Origin of the sequence: Trinickia sp., from assembly GCF_051961175.1 — a bacterium.
GTDB lineage: Bacteria > Pseudomonadota > Gammaproteobacteria > Burkholderiales > Burkholderiaceae > Trinickia.
The window spans coordinates 1-19,525 of record NZ_JBQCDN010000139.1 but is presented as its reverse complement, the minus strand read 5'-3'; the positions used below and the strand labels follow the sequence as shown (position 1 = coordinate 19,525).

General features: G+C 64.3%; 18 protein-coding genes and 1 pseudogene. 15 read left to right on the top strand and 4 right to left on the bottom strand.

Translation table 11 applies throughout. The features are described from left to right. The 9 genes and pseudogenes from ACTHL0_RS07770 to cysM form a co-directional block, all read left to right on the top strand. On the top strand, nucleotides 1–468 hold a 468-nt coding region (locus ACTHL0_RS07770; RefSeq protein WP_440566135.1), incomplete at its 5' end, for a S1 RNA-binding domain-containing protein. A 23-nt stretch (nucleotides 469–491) separates the two neighbouring features. Then, entirely contained in the window at nucleotides 492–815 is a 324-nt protein-coding gene (locus ACTHL0_RS07765) for an integration host factor subunit beta (protein ID WP_440566134.1), read from the top strand. Between the two features lie 407 nt (nucleotides 816–1,222). After that, on the top strand, nucleotides 1,223–1,516 hold the full coding sequence (locus tag ACTHL0_RS07760) for a LapA family protein (RefSeq protein WP_440566136.1): 294 nt from the start codon (nucleotides 1,223–1,225) through the stop codon (nucleotides 1,514–1,516). Nucleotides 1,517–1,563: 47 nt separating this feature from the next. After that, on the top strand, nucleotides 1,564–2,742 hold the full coding sequence (gene lapB, locus ACTHL0_RS07755; protein WP_440566133.1) for a lipopolysaccharide assembly protein LapB: 1,179 nt from the start codon (nucleotides 1,564–1,566) through the stop codon (nucleotides 2,740–2,742). Between the two features lie 139 nt (nucleotides 2,743–2,881). Next, nucleotides 2,882–4,288: a UDP-glucose dehydrogenase family protein gene (locus ACTHL0_RS07750; RefSeq protein ID WP_440566132.1), complete on the top strand. Its 1,407-nt coding sequence runs from the start codon at nucleotides 2,882–2,884 to the stop codon at nucleotides 4,286–4,288. After that, on the top strand, nucleotides 4,251–5,291 hold the full coding sequence (gene rfaE1 / locus ACTHL0_RS07745; RefSeq protein WP_440566131.1) for a D-glycero-beta-D-manno-heptose-7-phosphate kinase: 1,041 nt from the start codon (nucleotides 4,251–4,253) through the stop codon (nucleotides 5,289–5,291). The genes ACTHL0_RS07750 and rfaE1 overlap by 38 nt, the downstream gene beginning before the upstream one ends. 57 nt (nucleotides 5,292–5,348) lie before the next feature. Next, nucleotides 5,349–6,341, top strand: coding sequence for an ADP-glyceromanno-heptose 6-epimerase (gene rfaD / locus ACTHL0_RS07740; RefSeq protein WP_440566130.1), 993 nt, complete (start codon nucleotides 5,349–5,351; stop codon nucleotides 6,339–6,341). 73 nt (nucleotides 6,342–6,414) lie between these two features. Then, nucleotides 6,415–6,687: pseudogene (locus tag ACTHL0_RS07735) on the top strand (ComEA family DNA-binding protein); the annotation flags it as partial. A 130-nt stretch (nucleotides 6,688–6,817) separates the two neighbouring features. Next, nucleotides 6,818–7,720 carry a cysteine synthase CysM gene (cysM, locus tag ACTHL0_RS07730; protein ID WP_440566129.1) on the top strand — a complete coding sequence of 301 codons (903 nt, stop codon included), beginning with the start codon at nucleotides 6,818–6,820 and terminating at the stop codon, nucleotides 7,718–7,720. An 86-nt stretch (nucleotides 7,721–7,806) separates the two neighbouring features. On the opposite strand, the gene mltB is transcribed toward cysM, so the two are convergent. Next, nucleotides 7,807–9,231 (bottom strand): lytic murein transglycosylase B, encoded by a 1,425-nt coding sequence (gene mltB, locus ACTHL0_RS07725; RefSeq protein WP_440566128.1) that lies wholly within the window; start codon nucleotides 9,229–9,231, stop codon nucleotides 7,807–7,809. Nucleotides 9,232–9,552: 321 nt separating this feature from the next. Between mltB and ACTHL0_RS07720 the strand changes: the two genes are divergently transcribed. Continuing rightward, nucleotides 9,553–10,476 carry a histone deacetylase family protein gene (locus ACTHL0_RS07720; protein WP_440566127.1) on the top strand — a complete coding sequence of 308 codons (924 nt, stop codon included), beginning with the start codon at nucleotides 9,553–9,555 and terminating at the stop codon, nucleotides 10,474–10,476. Nucleotides 10,477–10,572: 96 nt separating this feature from the next. Beyond that, nucleotides 10,573–11,397, top strand: a complete 825-nt coding sequence (locus ACTHL0_RS07715; protein WP_440566126.1) for an enoyl-CoA hydratase — start codon at nucleotides 10,573–10,575, stop codon at nucleotides 11,395–11,397. Nucleotides 11,398–11,469: 72 nt separating this feature from the next. On the opposite strand, the gene ACTHL0_RS07710 is transcribed toward ACTHL0_RS07715, so the two are convergent. Beyond that, nucleotides 11,470–12,381 carry a lysophospholipase gene (locus tag ACTHL0_RS07710; protein WP_440566125.1) on the bottom strand — a complete coding sequence of 304 codons (912 nt, stop codon included), beginning with the start codon at nucleotides 12,379–12,381 and terminating at the stop codon, nucleotides 11,470–11,472. Between the two features lie 242 nt (nucleotides 12,382–12,623). Here ACTHL0_RS07710 and ACTHL0_RS07705 point away from each other — a divergent pair, with 242 nt between their 5' ends. From ACTHL0_RS07705 to ACTHL0_RS07690, 4 genes are all read left to right on the top strand, one after another. Further along, nucleotides 12,624–13,658 carry a methionine ABC transporter ATP-binding protein gene (locus ACTHL0_RS07705; protein WP_440566124.1) on the top strand — a complete coding sequence of 345 codons (1,035 nt, stop codon included), beginning with the start codon at nucleotides 12,624–12,626 and terminating at the stop codon, nucleotides 13,656–13,658. Beyond that, nucleotides 13,648–14,301 (top strand): methionine ABC transporter permease, encoded by a 654-nt coding sequence (locus ACTHL0_RS07700; protein ID WP_440566122.1) that lies wholly within the window; start codon nucleotides 13,648–13,650, stop codon nucleotides 14,299–14,301. Before ACTHL0_RS07705 ends, ACTHL0_RS07700 begins: the two co-directional genes overlap by 11 nt. Nucleotides 14,302–14,630: 329 nt before the next feature. After that, nucleotides 14,631–15,386 carry an electron transfer flavoprotein subunit beta/FixA family protein gene (locus tag ACTHL0_RS07695; RefSeq protein ID WP_440566121.1) on the top strand — a complete coding sequence of 252 codons (756 nt, stop codon included), beginning with the start codon at nucleotides 14,631–14,633 and terminating at the stop codon, nucleotides 15,384–15,386. A gap of 167 nt (nucleotides 15,387–15,553) precedes the next feature. Beyond that, nucleotides 15,554–16,501 carry an electron transfer flavoprotein subunit alpha/FixB family protein gene (locus tag ACTHL0_RS07690; protein ID WP_440566120.1) on the top strand — a complete coding sequence of 316 codons (948 nt, stop codon included), beginning with the start codon at nucleotides 15,554–15,556 and terminating at the stop codon, nucleotides 16,499–16,501. Between the two features lie 117 nt (nucleotides 16,502–16,618). Here the strand turns inward: ACTHL0_RS07690 and ACTHL0_RS07685 are convergent, their stop codons facing one another. After that, nucleotides 16,619–18,841: a LamG-like jellyroll fold domain-containing protein gene (locus ACTHL0_RS07685; RefSeq protein ID WP_440566119.1), complete on the bottom strand. Its 2,223-nt coding sequence runs from the start codon at nucleotides 18,839–18,841 to the stop codon at nucleotides 16,619–16,621. Nucleotides 18,842–19,095: 254 nt separating this feature from the next. Beyond that, nucleotides 19,096–19,525: FAD-dependent oxidoreductase (locus tag ACTHL0_RS07680; RefSeq protein WP_440566118.1), on the bottom strand; the 430-nt coding region annotated here is incomplete at its 5' end.

The following is a 19,525-nucleotide window of genomic DNA, read 5'->3' as shown; positions in this document are numbered from 1 at the left end:
CGCAAGTACAAGAAGGGCGACGAAGTGGAAGCGGTCGTGCTCGGCATCGACGTCGAGAAGGAACGCATTTCGCTCGGGATCAAGCAGCTCGAAGGCGACCCGTTCAGCAACTTCGTTGCACTGAACGACAAGGGTTCGATCGTCGACGGCGTGGTGAAGTCGGTGGACGCCAAGGGTGCCGTCGTGACCCTCACGGCAGACGTCGAAGGCTACCTGCGTGCTTCGGAAATCGCGCAAGACCGCGTGGAAGATGCTCGCAACGTGCTGAAGGAAGGCGACAAGGTCAACGCGATGATCATCAACATCGATCGCAAGTCGCGCGGTATCAACCTGTCGATCAAGGCCAAGGATTCGGCCGAGCAGCAAGAAGCGATTCGCGGCCTCGCGTCCGACACGAGCTCGGCGGCTTCGGGCACGACGAACCTTGGCGCACTGCTCAAGGCCAAGCTCGACGGCCAGAATCAGTAAGCCTTTGAGAGGTCTGCCGCAGTATGACCAAATCGGAATTGGTCGCTCAGTTGGCAACGCGATTTCCGCAACTTGTTCTCAAGGATGCGGATTTCGCGGTCAAGACGATGCTCGATGCCATGTCCGAGGCGTTGGCCAGAGGACATCGCATTGAAATTCGCGGCTTCGGCAGCTTTGGTCTGAACCGTCGCCCGTCCCGCGTCGGGCGTAATCCGAAGTCGGGGGAGAAGGTGCTCGTGCCCGAGAAGCACGTGCCGCACTTCAAACCCGGCAAGGAATTGCGTGAGCGGGTGGACGGCAGGGCCGGTGAGCCTTTGACTATCGACAGCTCCGACGACGATCTTTGAAGTTGCCCTGGCGCACGCTCTTCGGGGTGCGCGCCGTCCGGCAGATTCACGTCAGTGGCGTCGTCAATGCCAACGCCGACAGTAAAAGCCGGCAAAACGATCGGAAAAAGCGCCTTCGGGCGCTTTTTTTGTTTCAGCAGGCGCGTGACCCCGATCGTCGCGCCCCGCGCAATGTCTGGCTTCCAAAGCCGAGGGCCGCCGAGGCTCCGGCGCAAGGGTTGCGCAAAACCATGGGCGTCGGCCCATCGTCACGGCATGAAGCGTGCGTCTCCAGCATGCGGCGCGCCGGTGCCGCGGCCTGCCCGGCATCCTTTCCATTACAATACGGGCACTTTTGTTCGGGCGTCATTGCGTCGGGCGCCCTTGCGCCTGCATCAAGAACCGCAGTTGCCGTCGAGAGATCCTTTATGAAATTTATCGTCTGGTTGATCCGTGTGCTGGTGTTTGTGGTGCTGCTCATCCTTGCGCTCGCCAATACACAAAGCGCCACGGTGAACTTCGCCGGATACGCATGGCAAGCGCCGCTGATCCTGATCGGACTGGCGTTTTTCGCGGTAGGACTGTTCGCGGGGCTTGCCTCGTCGCTGCCGCCGGTCGTCCGGCTCAAGCTCGAGAACGGGCGTCTGCGGCGCGAACTGCGTGTCGTGCGTGAAGAGACGCCGCCCGTCGTGGCCGAGCCGCCGATGCCGCCCGTCATCTGAGCGCGTCGCGCCGCACGCACTTTTATCCTCGCTTTTCCGGCCTTCGCATGGATCTCGATTTTTGGTGGCTGCTCGTCGTTCCCGTGGCGTTCGCGCTGGGCTGGATGGCGTCGCGCTACGATTTGAAAGCGCTGTTATCCGAAAGCGCCAACCTGCCTCGCTCGTATTTTCGCGGCCTGAACTTCCTGCTCAACGAACAACCCGATCAGGCGATCGATGCATTCATCGAAGTGGTGAAGCTCGATCCCGAAACGATCGAGCTGCATTTCGCGCTCGGCAATCTGTTTCGCCGGCGCGGCGAGACCGATCGTGCGATCCGTATCCATCAAAATTTGCTGAGCCGTGCCGATCTGCCGGCGAGCGAGCGCGATCACGCGCTGTTCGAGCTCGGTCAGGACTTCCTCAAAGCGGGACTGCTCGATCGTGCCGAAGAGGCGCTGGGCCGGCTCGATGCGGGCGATTACGCGCTCGACGCGCAGCGGGCCCTGCTGACGATCTACGAGATCGAGAAGGAGTGGATCAAGGCGATCGACGCCGCGCGCCGGCTCGAGACGATGGGCGCCGACACCCTTGCCAAAGAGCGCGCGCAGTTTCACTGCGAACTCGCGCAAGAGGCGCTGCAGCGTAAGGATGCGGTCGAAGCGGCCGCTCAGCTCGAGTTTGCGCTGCAAGACAACCCGAACAACGTACGCGCAACGATTCTGGCGGGCGATGTAGCGGCTGCCCGCGGTGACCACCTGGCCGCAATCGAAGCCTGGCGGCGCGTCGAATCGCAGAATCCATCGTATTTGCCGCTTGTCGCTGAAAAGCTGATGAAGGGCTACACGGCACTTTCGCGCGCGCAGGACGGTGCTGCGCTGCTTACCGGGTATGTCGAACGATACGGCGGCAGCGATCTGCTCGATATCGCGTATCCCCACGTGGCTCAGCTGTGCGGGGCCGACACCGCCCATGGGCTGGCCCGTGCGCAAATGCGGGCGGCGCCGAACCTGGCCGGGATGACGCGCCTGCTCGACGCGCAGATCGATGCTGCCGAGGAGCCGCGCCGCGGCGAACTCGAACTCATGCGGACGCTGATCAAGCAGCGCACCAAAAATTTGCCACGTTACACATGCCAAAATTGCGGTTTCCGGGCGCGCCTGTTCTATTGGCAGTGTCCGGGCTGTAGCGGCTGGGAAACGTATGCGCCGCGTCGCGTCGAACCGATCGCGGCGGTGCAGGCTTGACGCGTCGACGCTTCGCTGTCCGCGCGCGGGCAGGCAGGGCTTCATGGCTACTCCGGCCGGGCGCTGCGCGCGAGAGGCGCGTGAGGCTGCCAGCGGCTGAGCGCCGGCTTTCGGGCCGGCACCAACTAGTGGAACGCGTATGAAAATCACCATCATCGGCACGGGCTACGTCGGCCTGGTCACGGGCGCATGCCTGGCGGAAATCGGCAACGACGTCTTCTGCCTCGACGTCGATCCGCGCAAGATCGATATCCTGAACAGCGGCGGCGTGCCGATTCACGAACCGGGCCTGCAAGAGATCATCGCGCGCACGCGCGCGCATGGCCGCATCACGTTCTCGACCGATGTCAAAGCCAGCGTCGAGCACGGCGACGTGCAGTTCATTGCCGTGGGGACACCGCCGGACGAGGACGGCTCCGCGGATCTCCAATATGTGCTGGAAGCCGCCCGCAACATCGGCCGCTATTCGAATGGCTTCAAGGTCATTGTCGACAAATCGACGGTGCCTGTGGGCACCGCCGAGCGCGTGAGCGGCGTTATCGCCGCGGAGCTTGGCGTGCGGGGGCTGAGCGGCAGCGCCGCCCATCGGTTTTCCGTCGTCTCGAACCCGGAGTTTCTGAAAGAAGGCGCGGCGGTCGACGATTTCATGCGGCCGGATCGCATCGTGATCGGCATCGACGCCGATGAAGCGGGGCTGATCGCCCGCGAAAAGATGAAGCGTCTGTACGCGCCGTTCAACCGCAACCACGAACGCACGCTCTACATGGATGTGCGCTCCGCCGAGTTCACGAAGTATGCAGCCAATGCGATGCTTGCCACGCGCATTTCGTTCATGAACGAAATGTCGAACCTGGCGGACCGCGTCGGCGCCGACATCGAGCAAGTGCGGCGCGGCATCGGCTCCGATCCGCGTATCGGCTACCACTTTCTGTATGCCGGGGTTGGCTATGGCGGCTCGTGTTTTCCGAAGGATGTGCAGGCGCTCGTGCGCACAGCCGGCGAGAACGGACACAGCCTGCGTATTCTCGAGGCGGTCGAAGCGGTCAATCACGAGCAGAAGGAAGTGCTCGTCGATAAGATCGTCGGCCGTTTGGGCGAGGATTTGACGGGCCGTACATTCGCCGTCTGGGGGCTGGCGTTCAAGCCGAATACCGACGACATGCGCGAGGCGCCAAGCCGGCGTTTGATTGCCGCGCTGCTGGCACGCGGCGCGCACGTGCGCGCTTACGATCCGGTCGCCATCGACGAGGCGCGACGCGTGTTCGCGCTCGATTTGGCCGATGCGCCCGACGCAATGGCGCGCCTGTCCTTCGTCGCGACACAGGAAGAAACGCTGGTGGGCGCGGATGCCCTCGTGATCGTGACCGAATGGAAGGAATTCAAGAGTCCCGATTTCACGCATTTGAAATCGGTGCTCAAGGCGCCCTTGATTTTTGACGGACGCAATCTTTACGAACCGCTGGCGATGGCCGAACTCGGCATCGACTACTACGCAATCGGGCGCCCCTATGTCCAACTCGCTCCCACAACCGATGCACGCAGCTGAATCGTCGGCCGCTCCGGCCGCCCGCCCCGGTAACGGCGCGGCACGGCCGGCGCAGGTTGCGCACGTGTCGCGCGAGGTGCTTGGCGCGGCGCGCGTGCTGATCGTCGGCGACGTCATGCTCGACCGCTACTGGTTCGGCGACGTCAACCGCATTTCACCCGAAGCGCCCGTGCCGGTCGTGCACGTTCAGCGGCAGGAAGATCGGCTCGGCGGCGCGGCGAACGTCGCGCGCAACGCGGCCGCACTCGGCGCGAAGGCCGGGCTGCTCTGTGTCGTCGGCCGCGACGAGCCCGGCGAGCGGATCGTCGAGTTGCTCAAGGACAGCGGCGTGGCGACGCATCTCGAGCGCGATCCCGAACTGTCGACGACGATCAAGCTGCGTGTGCTCTCGCGTCAGCAGCAATTGCTGCGCGTCGATTTCGAGAACATGCCGGCGCACGAGGCGTTGCTGGCGGGCTTGGCTCGCTTCGATGCGCTGCTGGCCGCGCATGACGTGATTTTGATGTCGGACTACGCCAAGGGCGGGCTCACGCATGTCACGCAGATGATCGCCAAGGCTCGCGCGGCAGGCAAGCCGGTGCTCGTCGATCCGAAGGGCGACGATTGGGAGCGCTATCGCGGCGCGACGCTGATCACGCCGAATCGCGCGGAACTGCGCGAGGTGGTGGGGCAATGGAAGTCGGAGGAGGACTTGCGTACGCGCGTCGACGCGCTGCGTGCCTCGCTCGAAATCGATGCCCTGCTCCTGACGCGTTCCGAGGAGGGCATGACGTTATTTACCGCGGACGGCCAGGTGCTGACCGCGCCGGCTGTCGCACGCGAGGTGTATGACGTTTCGGGCGCCGGCGATACGGTTATCGCCACGTTGGCCGTCATGCTCGCCGGCAGGCTGCCGCTCGTGGACGCCGTTGCGCTGGCGAATCGCGCCGCCGGTATCGTCGTGGGCAAGCTCGGCACGGCCACCGTCGATTATGACGAACTGTTCCCGCCGCGGGAACGCTAGCCGGCAGCCGCGCGCTGCGCTGCCTTTCATCGTTATCGAACCAACGCTATCACGATCATGACCCTCATCGTCACTGGAGCCGCCGGGTTCGTCGGCGCCAACCTCGTCAAAGCGCTGAACGCGCGTGGCGAAACGCGCATCATCGCCGTCGATAACCTCACGCGCGCCGATAAATTCAAGAACCTCATCGATTGCGAGATCGACGATTACCTCGATAAGACGGAATTCGTCGAACGTTTCGCCCGTGGCGATTTCGGCAAGGTGCGGGCCGTGTTTCATGAAGGCGCGTGCTCGGACACGATGGAAACCGACGGCCGCTACATGATGGAAAACAACTTCCGTTATAGCCGCGCCGTGCTCGATGCGTGCCTGACGCAAGGCGCGCAGTTTCTCTATGCGTCCTCCGCGGCGATCTATGGCGGGTCGACCCGCTTCGTGGAGGAGCGCGAGGTGGAGGCGCCGCTGAACGTTTACGGCTACTCGAAGTTCCTGTTCGATCAGATCGTCCGTCGGGTCCTGCCGAGCGCCAAAAGTCAGATTGTCGGCTTTCGCTATTTCAACGTCTACGGGCCGCGCGAAGCGCATAAAGGCCGCATGGCGTCGGTCGCGTTCCACAACTTCAATCAGTTTCGCGCCGAGGGCAAAGTCAAGCTGTTCGGGGAATACAACGGCTATGCGGCGGGCGAGCAGACGCGCGATTTCGTGTCGGTGGAAGACGTCGCGAAGGTGAACTTGTTCTTCTTCGACCATCCGGAGAAGTCGGGCATCTTCAATCTCGGTACCGGCCGAGCCCAGCCGTTCAACGATATCGCGACGTCGGTCGTCAATACGCTGCGCGCGCTTGAGAAGCAGCCTGCGCTTTCGCTCGCCGAGATGGTTCAGCGCGGGCTCATCGAGTATGTCCCGTTCCCCGATGCGCTGCGCGGCAAGTACCAATGCTTCACGCAAGCCGATCCGGCGCGTCTGCGCGCCGCCGGCTACGATGCGCCGTTCCTGACGGTGCAAGAGGGCGTCGACCGTTACGTGCGTTGGCTATCCGGCCAACTGTAACGCGCGGCATGTAGTTCGTAGACTGGGGCCTCACGGTCGGCGCTCGCTGGCCGGTGCCGCTACTGGAGGTCCCATGTTCAAGCGTATTCTCTCGTTCGCGGTGGCGTTCGCCGCCGCGTGTCCCTTGCTATTCGTTCATGCCGCCGGTCCCGATGTCGACGTCAATACGGCCAACGAGGCCGCGTTGCGCGCGATCAAGGGCATCGGGCCGGCCCGGGCCAAGGCGATCGTCAACGAGCGCGCCGCCGGCGGCCCTTTCAAAGATGCCGACGATCTGAGCCAGCGCGTCAAAGGCTTGGGCGGCCAGGCGGTCGAACGTCTACGTGCCGAGGGGCTGACGCTGGGCGGCGGCCTCGAGCTCGGAGCGCACGGCTGAATACCGACCAAAGACCCTACGGGGCGATCGGCGGCGCGGTGTTTTACAATCGAACGAATTCATACCGCTCAAAGTTAACGGCGCGCCGCGCGCATTACACATGGCCTACAAAACTATTGAAGACACGATCGGCAATACACCGCTCGTCCAACTCGTTCGTGTGATTGACGAGGACATCCGCAGCCGCAACAACGTTGTCCTCGCCAAGCTCGAAGGCAACAATCCCGCGGGTTCGGTGAAGGATCGGCCGGCCTTGTCGATGATCAAGAAGGCGGAGGCGCGCGGGCGCATCAAGCCGGGCGACACGCTGATCGAGGCGACGAGCGGCAACACCGGTATTGCGCTGGCGATGGCGGCAGCGATCCGCGGCTACAAGATGGTGCTGTTGCTGCCGGAGGATTTGTCTGTCGAGCGGCGCCAAAGCATGGCCGCCTACGGCGCGGAAATCGTGCTCACGCCCGTCAAGGGCGGGATGGAGTATGCGCGCGATTTGGCCGAGCAGATGCAGCGCGACGGCCGCGGCATCATCCTCGATCAATTCGCGAACCCCGACAATCCGGTTGCCCACTACGAGGGCACAGGTCCCGAGATCTGGCGCGATACGGAAGGGCGGGTGACGCACTTCGTTTCGTCGATGGGTACCACCGGTACGATCATGGGTACCTCGCGCTATCTCAAGGAGCAGAACGCGGCGATCGAAATTGTCGGCGCCCAGCCCGAGGAAGGCTCGCGAATTCCCGGCATCCGCAAGTGGCCCGAAGCCTATATGCCGAAGATCTTCGATCGCGCGCGTGTGGACCGCACGGAAAGCGTCTCGCAGGCTGCGGCGGAAGCGATGTCGCGCCGCTTGGCGGCGGTCGAAGGCATCTTTTGCGGCGTTTCGTCGGGCGGGGCATGCGAGGTGGCGCTGCGCATCGCTCGCCAGGTCGAGAACGCGACGATCGTTTTCATCGTCTGCGATCGCGGCGATCGCTACCTCTCGACGGGCGTGTTTCCGGCGTAACGCAGCGCGAGCGTCCAGCCGGCCCGCTCAGGTTCGGCGGGCGGCGTGCCGGCAGGTTTGCCGGTACGTCCGCCGAGCCGGAACGCTTACTGCGGTTGTTGCGGCACTGAGGCAGGTGCAGGTGCAGCCGCTGACGTAGGTGCCGGTATCGGCATTGACGCTGGTGCGGGCGGTGTGGGCGTGGGTGCAGGTGCAGGCACTGATGCAGGCGCGGGCGAATTGGCCGACGCAGGTTCCCCGAGCAATGCGGCTGGCGACGTCGTCTGCGCCGATGACGGTGCGGGCATGCCCGCCGAGGAAGGCGCCTGCGTGCTGCCGTCTTCCGCGTCGATGCGCGCCTTCACGCGCTGGCCAAGCTCGTACACGGCGAGCGCATAGAAGAAGCTGCGGTTGTAGCGCGTCAGCACGTAAAAGTTTTGCAGGCCCAGCATGTACTGGGTAGCCTGTCCCGGCGTCGGCAAATCGATGACGGTAACGGGCGTGCTGTCTTCGGATGCTACGTCGAGCTTCGGCTCGTCGAGCGTCATGCCGGCTCGCAGCAACTGCGCGAGCGGCCAGTGCGGCTCGGGCTGTCCGTCGGCCGCGGCCTGCGCGATGCCCACGCTGCCCGGGTCGGGCGCAATATGCCAGACCACGGGGCGCCCGTTTTCCCAGCCATTCTGCGCGAGGTAGCTCGCGACGCTGCCGATCGCGTCGGCCGGGCTTGTCCGCAAATCGATGTGCCGGTTGCCTTCGTAATCGACAGCGTACTTCACGATGCTGCTCGGCAGAAACTGAGGAATCCCGATCGCGCCGGTATACGAACCGAGCACCGTCGAGGGATCGATCTGCGCGTCGCGCGTCCAGACGAGATAGTCCTCGAGATTCTTGCGGAACGTCATCTCGCGATCGGCGCGATTGGGCGTATTCGGATAGTCGAAGGCGAGCGTCGTCAGTGCATCGAGCACGCGGAAATTGCCCATGTAACGGCCGTACAACGTCTCGACGCCGATGATGCCGATAACCATTTCGGGCGGCACGCCGAACTGCTCGTAGGCGCGTTGCAGCGTGGCGCGGTTTTCGCGCCAGAACTTCACGCCCGCATTGATGCGGACAGAATCGAGGAAGCGGGCCTGGTAGGCCCGCCAGTTTTTCGGAAACGTCTTGGGTGCCGGCGTGACGAGCTTCACGGCCGTCTGCGAGTAATTGACGCTCGCGAACAGCGTATGCAGTGCCGTCGGATCGAAATCGTAGCGCGCGACCATATCGTCGATGAAGGCGTTGACGTCTGCGTTATTGGCGTAGCGCTGCGGAATGATTTCTTCTTCGAACGTGGCGCCCGATTGGGCAGATTGGCCAGCCTGCGATGGCTGATTCTGCGCCACATGGACGGCGTGCTTGGCCGGGCCGGAAGCCGGCGAGCGGTTTTGCGCGCAGGCGCTCTGCCAGGAGGTAGCGGCGCCGAGCGCCAGGGCGACGAGCACGGCGAGGCGTCGCGCGCTTGCTGCGGGTGAAGCGTATTGACCGATCATAGGAAGGTGAGGGCAAGGGTTCGGCGCAGTATAGCGAACGGCCGCCGTGGGCGGAACCGTCACTGCGCGATTACGACGCCGTTACGACGCGGTCGTCGGCGACGCGAATCACCGAGCGACACGGCAACGGCGAACTCATGCCTCAGCCTCGCAGTCAATGACGCCGGCGTTGGTGGCACAGGAGCAGGCGAGGGCGAGGGCGCGAGCGGTTGCAAGCGAACGCGGCGGGCTGCCTGTGGTAACGTAGTCCGATCTCGGTCTGACGCCGATGGCCGATAAAGCAACCTCGGAGACAAGCCGCGCTCGCGGCAGCGAACGATCATGGCGACCGCCTTCTACTCACACCCCGATTGCCTGTTGCACGAGATGGGGCCGGGGCATCCGGAATGTCCGGAGCGTCTGGCCGCGATCGAGGATCAATTAATCGCAAGCCGCATCGCCGAACTGATCGAGCGCGAAAGTGCGCCGCTCGTCGACATCGCCGATATCGCTCGCGTTCACACCCGGGCGCACATCGATTTCGTCGAACGCAGCGTACCCCGTGAAGGCCACGTATGGCTCGATCCGGACACGGCGATGAACCCGCATACGTGGCAGGCCGCGCTGCGCGCGGCGGGAGCGGCCGTGGCGGCAACCGATGCCGTGATCGAGGGCCGCTACGACAATGCGTTTTGCAGCGTGCGTCCGCCGGGCCATCATGCTGAGCCCGCCCGCGCGATGGGGTTTTGCTTCTTCAATAACGTGGCGATCGCCGCGCGTCATGCGCTCGAAGTGCACGGTCTCGCGCGCGTGGCCATCGTCGATTTCGACGTGCACCACGGCAACGGTACCGAGGCCGCGTTCGCCGGCGACGAGCGCGTCCTCATGTGCAGCTTCTTCCAGCACCCGTTCTATCCGTTCAGCGGCGCGGACAACCACGCGCCGAACATGGTCAACCTGCCGATGCCGGCGCGTACGCCGGGTTCGACCGTGCGCGAGGCGATCGACATGGTCTGGCTGCCGCGGCTCGAGGCATTCAAGCCGGAAATGATCTTTGTATCGGCCGGGTTCGATGCCCATCGCGAGGACGATCTCGGCAATATGGGGCTCGTTGAAAACGACTACACATGGATCACGGAGCAGGTACGCCGGATCGCCGAGCGCCATGCGCGCGGACGCATCGTCAGCTGCCTTGAAGGCGGCTACAACTTGTCGGCGCTCGGACGCAGCGTCGTCGCCCATGTGCGCGCGCTAGCGGGGATTTGATGCGCCCGTGCTTTGGCGGCCTGTATGGGAAGTGGAAAACCGTCGTCTACCGTTTGTCGTCTATCGTTTGTCGTTGATCGTTCGTAGAAGCTGATCATGAATCCCTCCGCATCGTCTTCCTCGTCCAGCACCTCCCCCGCTTCCGGTTCGGTGCAGGTCGAGCACACCGCCTATGGGCTCCCGGGCGCCGTGCGCGTGACGCTCAATCGGCCCGACACGTTCAACGCGCTATCCGAGCAGGTGCTCGCCGAGCTGCAGGCGGCGCTTTCGTCGATCGCTCAATCGGACGCTCGCGTCGTCGTGCTCGCGGCCGAAGGGCGGGCCTACTGCGCGGGGCATGACTTCAAGGAACTGCATGCCACGCCTTCGCTCGAGTTCTATCGGACGCTGTTCGCGCGTTGCGCCGCGCTCATGATGACGATTCAGCGGATGCCGCAGCCCGTCATCGCGCGCGTGCAGGGCATCGCGACAGCGGCCGGTTGTCAGCTCGTCGCCATGTGCGATCTTGCCGTGGCCGCCGATACGGCGCGCTTCGCCACCTCGGGCATTCACTACGGCCTGTTCTGCGCCACGCCGGCGGTCCCGCTTTCGCGCAATATCCCGCGCAAGGCGGCTTTCGAGATGCTGATGACCGGCGATTTCATCGATGCCGCCAAGGCGCGCGAACTCGGGCTCATCAATCATATGACCCCGCTCGACGCGCTCGATGCCGATGTCGCGGCACTCGCCAAGCGCATCTGCGACAAGCCGGCCGCCGCGGTGCGCATGGGCAAGTCCCTGTTCTATCGTCAGTTGGAGGCGGGCATGGAGGCGGCCTATCAGATGGCCGGCCAGACGATCGCCTGCAATGCAATCGATCCGGCCGCGCAGGAAGGCATGCAGGCGTTCATCGAAAAACGCCCGCCCGAGTGGAAGGCGTGAAACGTATCATCCGTGCCATCCGCTTGATGGGACGGGCCGCCGCGGTGGGGCCAAGGCGGCGCCAGATGCGCGTCAGGCTCGCGTGAGAATCCACTGCGTCAAGGCGTCGATGACGCGGTCGCGGTCCAGATCGTTCATCGTTTCGTGAAACGCGCCGTCATAGAGCGTGAGCGTGCGATCGGCCGAGCCGACGTGCGCGGCGAACAGGCGGCTGCCGTCGGGCTCGGTCAGCTTATCGGCCGTTCCGTGATAGACGAGCACCGGCAGGCGCAACGAGGCTCGACCTTGTTCGATGCGGGCCATCGCGGCCAGAATTTCGGCGCCGGTGCGCGCCGGGACGGCGCTGTGATGAACAAGCGCATCGCTACGGTTTGTTTCGACGACAAGCGGGTCGCGCGACAACAGCGCCGGCTCGATCTTCATCGCCTTATAGCGCGGCCAAACTCGGCTGACGACACGGCTTGCGGCGAGCATCCAGCGCGGGACATCCCTGCCGGGTGCGAGAGCGGGGCTGGAGAGAATGAGGCCCGATAGGGGGCGGGTTCGACGGGTGAACGGGGCTAGCCGTTCGATCGCGAAGCAGGCCGCGATAGTGCCGCCCATGCTGTGGCCCATCAGGAACAGCGGTGTATTCGGGCGCGATGCCGCTTCGAGCAACGCTTGCGCGTCGTCCAAATAGGCATCGAAGGACTCGACCCAGGCTCGTTCGCCCGGCGATCGGCCATGGCCGCGCAAATCGATCGCGACCAGTTCGATCCCTGCCGCGGCGAGCCGTTCGGCGAGCGCCGTGTAGCGGCCCGCGTGTTCGGCCAAGCCGTGCAATAGTGCGACCGTCGCGCGTGCCGGAGCGGCGCAGGGCCAGCGGTACAGCGCGAGTTCGACGCCGTCTGCTGTGCGGACGGACCCCGCCGGCGTCGGCAGTGTACCGCTGCGGCTGTTCGCCGCGGCTGCGTTGGAGTCGTGCAGCGGCGTGGTTGTCGACATCGCTCGTCTCCGTGAGGCGTCGTGTGCGCTGGATCATAGCGCCTTAGGCGATCCGCCACGGTAAAGCGGGGGCCGGCAGTGCCTCTAATAGCCAAACGTCATTAAGAGCTGGCTATTAATTATTAAAGGGCATTTGTGCGACGCGATAAAATCCTGGTTTGTCACTTCTTCCGTTGCAGCGACGGCGGGATCGAGCCGGCGGGCGCTACGCCCAGCTCAGCCCCGCGCTGTTTCGTCTTTTCATGATCGAACTCCGTCATATTTCACAGCGCTTCGCCGGTCCGAGCGGCTGGGTCGATGCGCTGCACGACATTAACCTGAATATTCCTGCGGGCCAGATTTTCGGCATCATCGGCCGCAGCGGCGCGGGCAAGAGCACGCTCGTGCGCACGATCAACCTGCTGACCCGGCCTACCAGCGGTGAAGTCATCGTCGACGGCAAGGCATTGAACACGCTGTCGGCGCAGCAGCTGCGCGAGGCGCGGCGTGAAATCGGGATGGTGTTTCAGCATTTTAATCTGCTCAGTTCGCGCACGGTGTTCGAAAACGTCGCGCTGCCGCTCGAGCTGGCCGGCATGAAGCGCGCCGAGATCGAGGCGACGGTGCTGCCGCTGCTCGAACTCGTCGGCCTGATGGCGCTCAAGGATCGCTATCCCTCGCGCATCAGCGGCGGGCAGAAGCAGCGTGTCGGTATTGCCCGCGCGCTCGCGAGCCGGCCCAAGGTGCTGCTCTCCGACGAAGCCACCTCGGCGCTCGATCCCGAAACGACGCGCTCGATCCTCGAACTGCTCAAGCGCATCAATCGCGAGCTCGGCTTGACGATCGTCCTCATCACTCACCAGATGGAAGTCATCAAGGACGTGTGCGATCGCGTCGCGGTGCTCGATGCAGGGCGCGTGGTGGAAGAGGGCAACGTTGTCGACGTTTTCCTGAAGCCGCGCCATGCGGTCACGCGGGCGTTGCTCGGCGACGTCATCGCGCACGAGCTGCCGAGCGCCGTCAAGGCACGTGTGGCGGCGCATATCGAAGCCGGCGAGGGCCAGCTCTTGCGGCTCGCGTTCGCTGGCGGCGGGGTGGAACGCCCGATTCTGTCGGAGACGATCCGTCGCTACGAACTCGACTTCAACATCCTGCACGGACAGGTCGACGAGATCCAGGGCCGCGCGTTCGGCTCCCTCGCCGTGCTCGCCGACGGCGAGCCGCAACAGTTGAGCGCCGCGCTGCATTTCTTGCGCGAGCAAGGCGTCGTCGTCGAGGAGCTCTCGCATGTTCAGTGAAATGTTGTCGATGTTCGTTCAGTCGTTTTGGGAAACGCTGATCATGGTCGGCATCTCGGGCGGTGTGGGTGCGCTTGTCGGCTTGCCGCTCGGGGTGCTGCTGTTCCTGACCGATCGCGGCGGGGTGCTGCAAAGCGTCGCGGCGAACCGCGCGATGGGCCTCACCGTCAATGCCGTCCGTTCCACGCCGTTCATCATCTTGCTCGTGGCCGTCATTCCGCTGACGCGCCTGATCGTCGGCACGTCGATCGGTACCGCGGCGGCCGTCGTACCGCTGACGATCGCCTGCGCGCCGTTTTTTGCGCGGCTCGTTGAAACGGCGCTGCGCGAAGTCGATCGCGGGCTCATCGAAACGGCCGAAGCGCTCGGCGCGACGACGCGTCAGATCGTCTTCAAGGTTTTGCTGCCCGAAGCGTTGCCGGGCATTGTAGCGGGCCTCACGATCACCTTCGTTTCGCTCGTGGGTTATTCGGCGATGGCTGGCGCGATCGGCGGCGGCGGTCTGGGCGATCTCGGCATTCGCTATGGCTATCAGCGGTTCTTGCCGGAGGTGATGCTGGCCGTCGTCGTGATTCTGATCGTGTTCGTGCAGCTCGTGCAATCGTTCGGCGACTGGCTCGTGCGCCGGATGAGCCATCGATGACCGGGCGGGTGAGGTTAGAGGCGTAGGTCGAAACCCCAGCTTGGCCACAACGCCGCTTCCTCATTAAAATAAAACGATCGTTCGCTATTCTCAAATGCCTCCGCTTGGTACCGTGCGGCCATGCGGGGGCTGGAATTGATTCGAGTAGCGGCCCCGGTTCGCTGTGGGAGCAGGCCCCCTTTCCCGTCATCTCGCCCGTGATACGGGCGGCATGGGCCCGGCAATTTGCCCATAGGGGCTTTGCCGAAGCGCCGGTTAGTGCGGTCGCAGCATGCGCTGTCGCTATAATGGCCGCTGGGTTGACGTATTCGTAACTTTGGAGCGTGTGCATGAAAATTTTGGTGCCTGTCAAGCGCGTGGTCGACTACAACGTCAAGGTCCGGGTCAAGTCGGACGGCACGGGTGTCGACATTGCGAATGTGAAGATGTCGATGAACCCGTTCGACGAAATCGCCGTGGAAGAGGCGGTGCGTCTGAAGGAAGCGGGCGTGGCCACGGAAGTGGTGGCGGTGTCGGCTGGCGTGGCGCAAGCGCAAGAGACGCTGCGCACGGCGCTCGCGATCGGTGCCGATCGCGCGATCCTGATCGAATCGAACGAAGACCTGCAGCCGTTGGCGGTGGCCAAGCTTTTGAAGGCGCTCGTTGATAAAGAGCAGCCGCAGCTGGTGATTTTGGGCAAGCAAGCGATCGACGACGACTCGAATCAAACGGGCCAAATGCTCGCCGCGCTGGCCAACTTGCCGCAAGCGACGTTCGCGTCGAAGGTGACGATCGCCGATGGCAAGGCGACGGTGGCGCGTGAGGTGGATGGCGGGGCGGAAACACTGAGCCTGAGCCTGCCGGCCGTGGTGACGACGGATTTGCGCCTGAACGAGCCGCGCTATGTGACGCTGCCGAACATCATGAAGGCGAAGAAGAAGCCGCTTGAAACGGTCAAGCCCGAAGATCTCGGTGTGGACGTCGCTCCCCGTTTGAAGACTTTGACGGTGGCCGAGCCGCCGAAGCGCAGTGCCGGCGTGATGGTGCCGGACGTTCAGACCCTGGTCGAGAAGCTGAAGACCGAAGCCAAGGTGCTGGGGCTCTGAACCGGGGGCGCCTCGACATGAAATCGCCCAGCTGGCCGACATGCGGCGTCATTCGTCGTTGCAATAGCTGGGCCATTGCGCCTCCTCATTCCTTGCCTGGCAACCCGCTGGGCAATTTCATTTAATCAAGGAGCCCCTCGGCCGAGAGCCCGGGGGAGACAAGACAAATGACGATTCTGGTTATTGCCGAACACGATAATGCGTCGATCAAGGGCGCGACGCTGAACACCGTTGCTGCTGCACTCGAGGTTGCCAAATTCGTCGGTGGTGATGTGCACGTGCTGGTCGCGGGCCACAACGCGCAAGGCGCGGCCGACGCCGCGGCGAAGATCGCCGGTGTGGCGAAGGTATTGCTGGCCGATGCGCCGCAACTGGCTGAAGGGCTGGCGGAAAACGTCGAAGCCACGGTGCTGAGCATCGCGAAGGACTACTCCCATATCGTGGCGCCGGCTACGGCCTACGGCAAGAACGTGGCGCCGCGCGTGGCGGCCAAGCTGGATGTTGCGCAGATCAGCGAAATCACGGCCGTTGTGTCGGCTGATACGTTCGAGCGTCCGATCTATGCCGGCAACGCGATCGCCACCGTGCAATCGGGCGATGCGATCAAGGTGATCACGGTGCGTGCGACGGGTTTCGATGCGGTAGCAAGCGAAGGCGGCAGTGCATCGGTCGAGAAGATTGAAGCGGCGGCTGATCGCGGTGTATCCCAGTTCGTGAACCGCGAAGTGACGAAGCTGGACCGTCCTGAGCTGACGAGCGCGAACGTTATCGTGTCGGGCGGCCGGGGCCTCGGCAGCGGCGAGAACTATACGAAGGTGCTCGAGCCATTGGCGGACAAGCTGGGTGCGGCATTGGGCGCCTCGCGCGCGGCGGTGGACGCGGGCTATGTGCCGAACGATTACCAAGTGGGCCAGACGGGCAAGATCGTCGCGCCGCAGCTGTATGTGGCGGTCGGCATCTCGGGTGCGATTCAGCACTTGGCCGGGATGAAGGATTCGAAGGTGATCGTGGCGATCAACAAGGATCCGGAAGCGCCGATCTTCAGCGTGGCCGATTATGGCCTCGTGGGCGATTTGTTTACCGTTGTGCCGGAGCTCGTCAGCGCGTTGGGCTGAACGAAGCGCGCCGTGGAACGCGGCGCGTGACGGTGGGAGAAAAAGGGGCGCGCGCGCCCCTTTTTGCGTGTCGCAGATCTTCGGCCGGAGTGTGCGGCCGAGCAATGGAGCGTTACCTCAGCGAGCCAGCGCCGCAATCTCCGCGGCACTCAATGCGCCCACGCGAACGCGGAAGTCCTGGATGCGGCCGTTGAACGACGGAAGCCCCCAGCCGCGCCCGAGGAACGCCACCTGATCGCCCACTTGGCGCGGCGACAACCGGATGCCGTCGGACTTGGCGACCTCGGTGCCGTCGATGTACAGGCGCCCGGTGTTGCCGCGCAGCGTGACCGCCACGTGGACCCAGCGGCGGACGGGCATGAACCAGGGGGCTTCGATGGGCTGCTCGTCGTTGGGTGAGGTCGCGCCACAGATCCCGAAGCGCATTCCCCCGCCCGTCTTCGGCGTGATGCGCATGAACGAGTAGGCGTCATTCCCGACGAAGAGCAGGCAGGTGTTCCAGGGCAGAGGCGGATTCGCAAAGGCCCAGAGCGAGACGGTGAAGTCGTCCAGCTCGCTGAATACGCCCGCGGGCAACTGCAAGCCCGATTCCTTGCCGTCGAAGACGATGGCCTTGTCGTTGTGACGTCCCTCGCCCCACGCGGCGCCGCCCAGCAACTTGCCCTCCACCGCGGTCCAGGTGCCGGCTGGGGACAACAGCGCGCCGACCGTGCCGGTGCCGTTCGGGTCGTTCAGCGGCATCGACAGGCGGGCCTCTCCGGGAACGGCGACGCGAACCACGTTGGAGCCAGCCTTCGGGGCGCCGGGGCCCTGCGCCGTGATTTGGTAGAACCAGATGCCGTCGGGCGGCGCATCGGTGTACGTGAGCAGCTCGGTTGCCGGCACCGTGGTCAGGTCCGCGAAGGGACCGTTGGCCCGTGTGCCGCGCTTGACGGCATACGCCGTCGCCCCGACGCTGCCCCACCAGGACAGCAGGACGCGGCCATCATGCAGGTTGCCTGTGAGGCCCGAGGGCGGCTTCATCGGCCCGGCATAGGCGGGCCGACGGAGGATGAGCGTCGGGTACGCGACGTCGTCGCTGCTGCCCCCGTAGTTGGGCTCGCACCATTGCACCATGCGCGCGACGTTGGGCGCCGCCAGCCCCATGCGGTTGACGTAGTGGTTGTAGATCGGCTCCCAGGCGTTGCGGCGATGCTGGAACGACTGGTTCACCTGCGTCCACAACGACGTGTGGGGCTGCGACGGATTGTGTTCAGGCACGTACGGCATCGGGTACGGCTTGCCGTTCTCGTCGAGCAGGTTGGAACGCGCGACGTACTCGGCCGCCGCCAGGAAGCGGTTGTTTTTCAAACCGTAGAGATCGTCGCCCTGGTTCCACGCCATCTCCAGCAGGTCTCCGCCCAGCGACATGCCCAGCGTGGCGTGGCCCTGGTCGCGGCCGCTTTCCTCCCACTGCCCGAGGTGGCCAGGGTGCATGAAATACACACCGTGCACAAGGGAGGCGTTGCCGAAGCTCACGAGCTGGCCGCGGTTGTTGCCGGCGAAGTAGTCGCAGGCCTGCCGGTACAGGTCGGGCCGGTCGCAGAACACGCCGATGGCCAGCGCTCCGCACAGCGAGGCCATGTCCCAGTTGGCATGCGATCCGATGGGGGCCTTGCTGAGCATGGCAGACGAGATCGGGGCGAAGACAGTGAGCAGCATCTGCTGAAAGCGCTTCAGGTTCGCCGGTGCCCAGCCAGGGTAGCTGCGCAGCACTTCGCCGATCTGCGCCCATTGGTGGCCTTGAATGCCGGCCAGGATGATGAAGGTGTGGTCGTCATGGGCCGTCGATCCGGGAGGAACCGTCCCGATCTCCTTCAGCGTACTGGCCCAGGCATCGAGGAACTCCACCGCCTTGTCGGCATAGCGGTTGTCCTGTGGGTCGGACAGCTTCCAGCGCAGCACCAGGCGCCAGGCGCGCCAGATGTCGACGTACATCGCGTTCTTGCTGTTGTCGGCGCGGTAAACGGCCGGCAGCGGGAAGGGCTTGGCATCCAGGGTCGCGAAGCGATCGGCGCATAGCGTGTTCCACCAGCTCGTCCACGGCTCCTGGCCGGCTTGGATGGACGCGCGGATGCGCGTGAAGTCGTCTTCGGTGACCAGGAGTCCCGGGTGGCGGAAGACGCCACTCGCCGATGCCGGCGCGACGGCCGAAGGTGCCAGCGCGGCCCGCGCCGTCTGGATTCCGACTCCCGGCAGCAGCGGCAGCATGGGGAACAGTCCCAGGCTCAATGACAACGCTCGACGCGTAGGATTCGGCAGCTCGTTGAGGCTGGCGTGTTCCACGAACTTTTTCGACACCTGCATTTCCTCTCTTCGTCTGGTTGAACTGCGCAACAGTAGGTCGGCGTGGCAACGCAAGTCAATGCAATCGCCCAAACGGTGAGTATTTTTGAATCTCTGGAGGTAATCTTCTGCTGGCTTTGCCGGGGCTTTGCCGGTACACGGTCCCGATACGTAACAAACCGTAAATGATCCGACGGCACCAAAACAAACGGCGCCCGGTTAGGGCGCCGCTCGTCTTGCTTCCGGCTACTAAGGGTATGCGCGAGCCGTTACGCGTAAGCGGGTTGCGGGGCGCGGCCCAGATCGCCGAGATAGCGATGTACCGAGAGATCGTCCGACTGGATCGCCGGCCGGCGGCCCGAGATCAGATCGGCCAGCAACTGGCCCGAGCCGCACGACATCGTCCAGCCGAGCGTGCCATGCCCCGTGTTCAAGAACAGATTCGACACCGGCGTGCGGCCGACGACCGGCGTGCCGTCGGGCGTCATCGGACGCAGACCCGTCCAGAACGACGCTTGGCGCGTATCGCCGCCGCCCGGAAACAGATCGTTGACGCACATTTCGAGCGTCTCGCGGCGCGCCTGACGCAGCTTCTTGTCGAAGCCCACGATCTCCGCCATCCCGCCGACGCGAATCCGATCGTCGAAGCGCGTGATCGCGATCTTGTAGGTCTCGTCCAGCACCGTCGACACCGGCGCC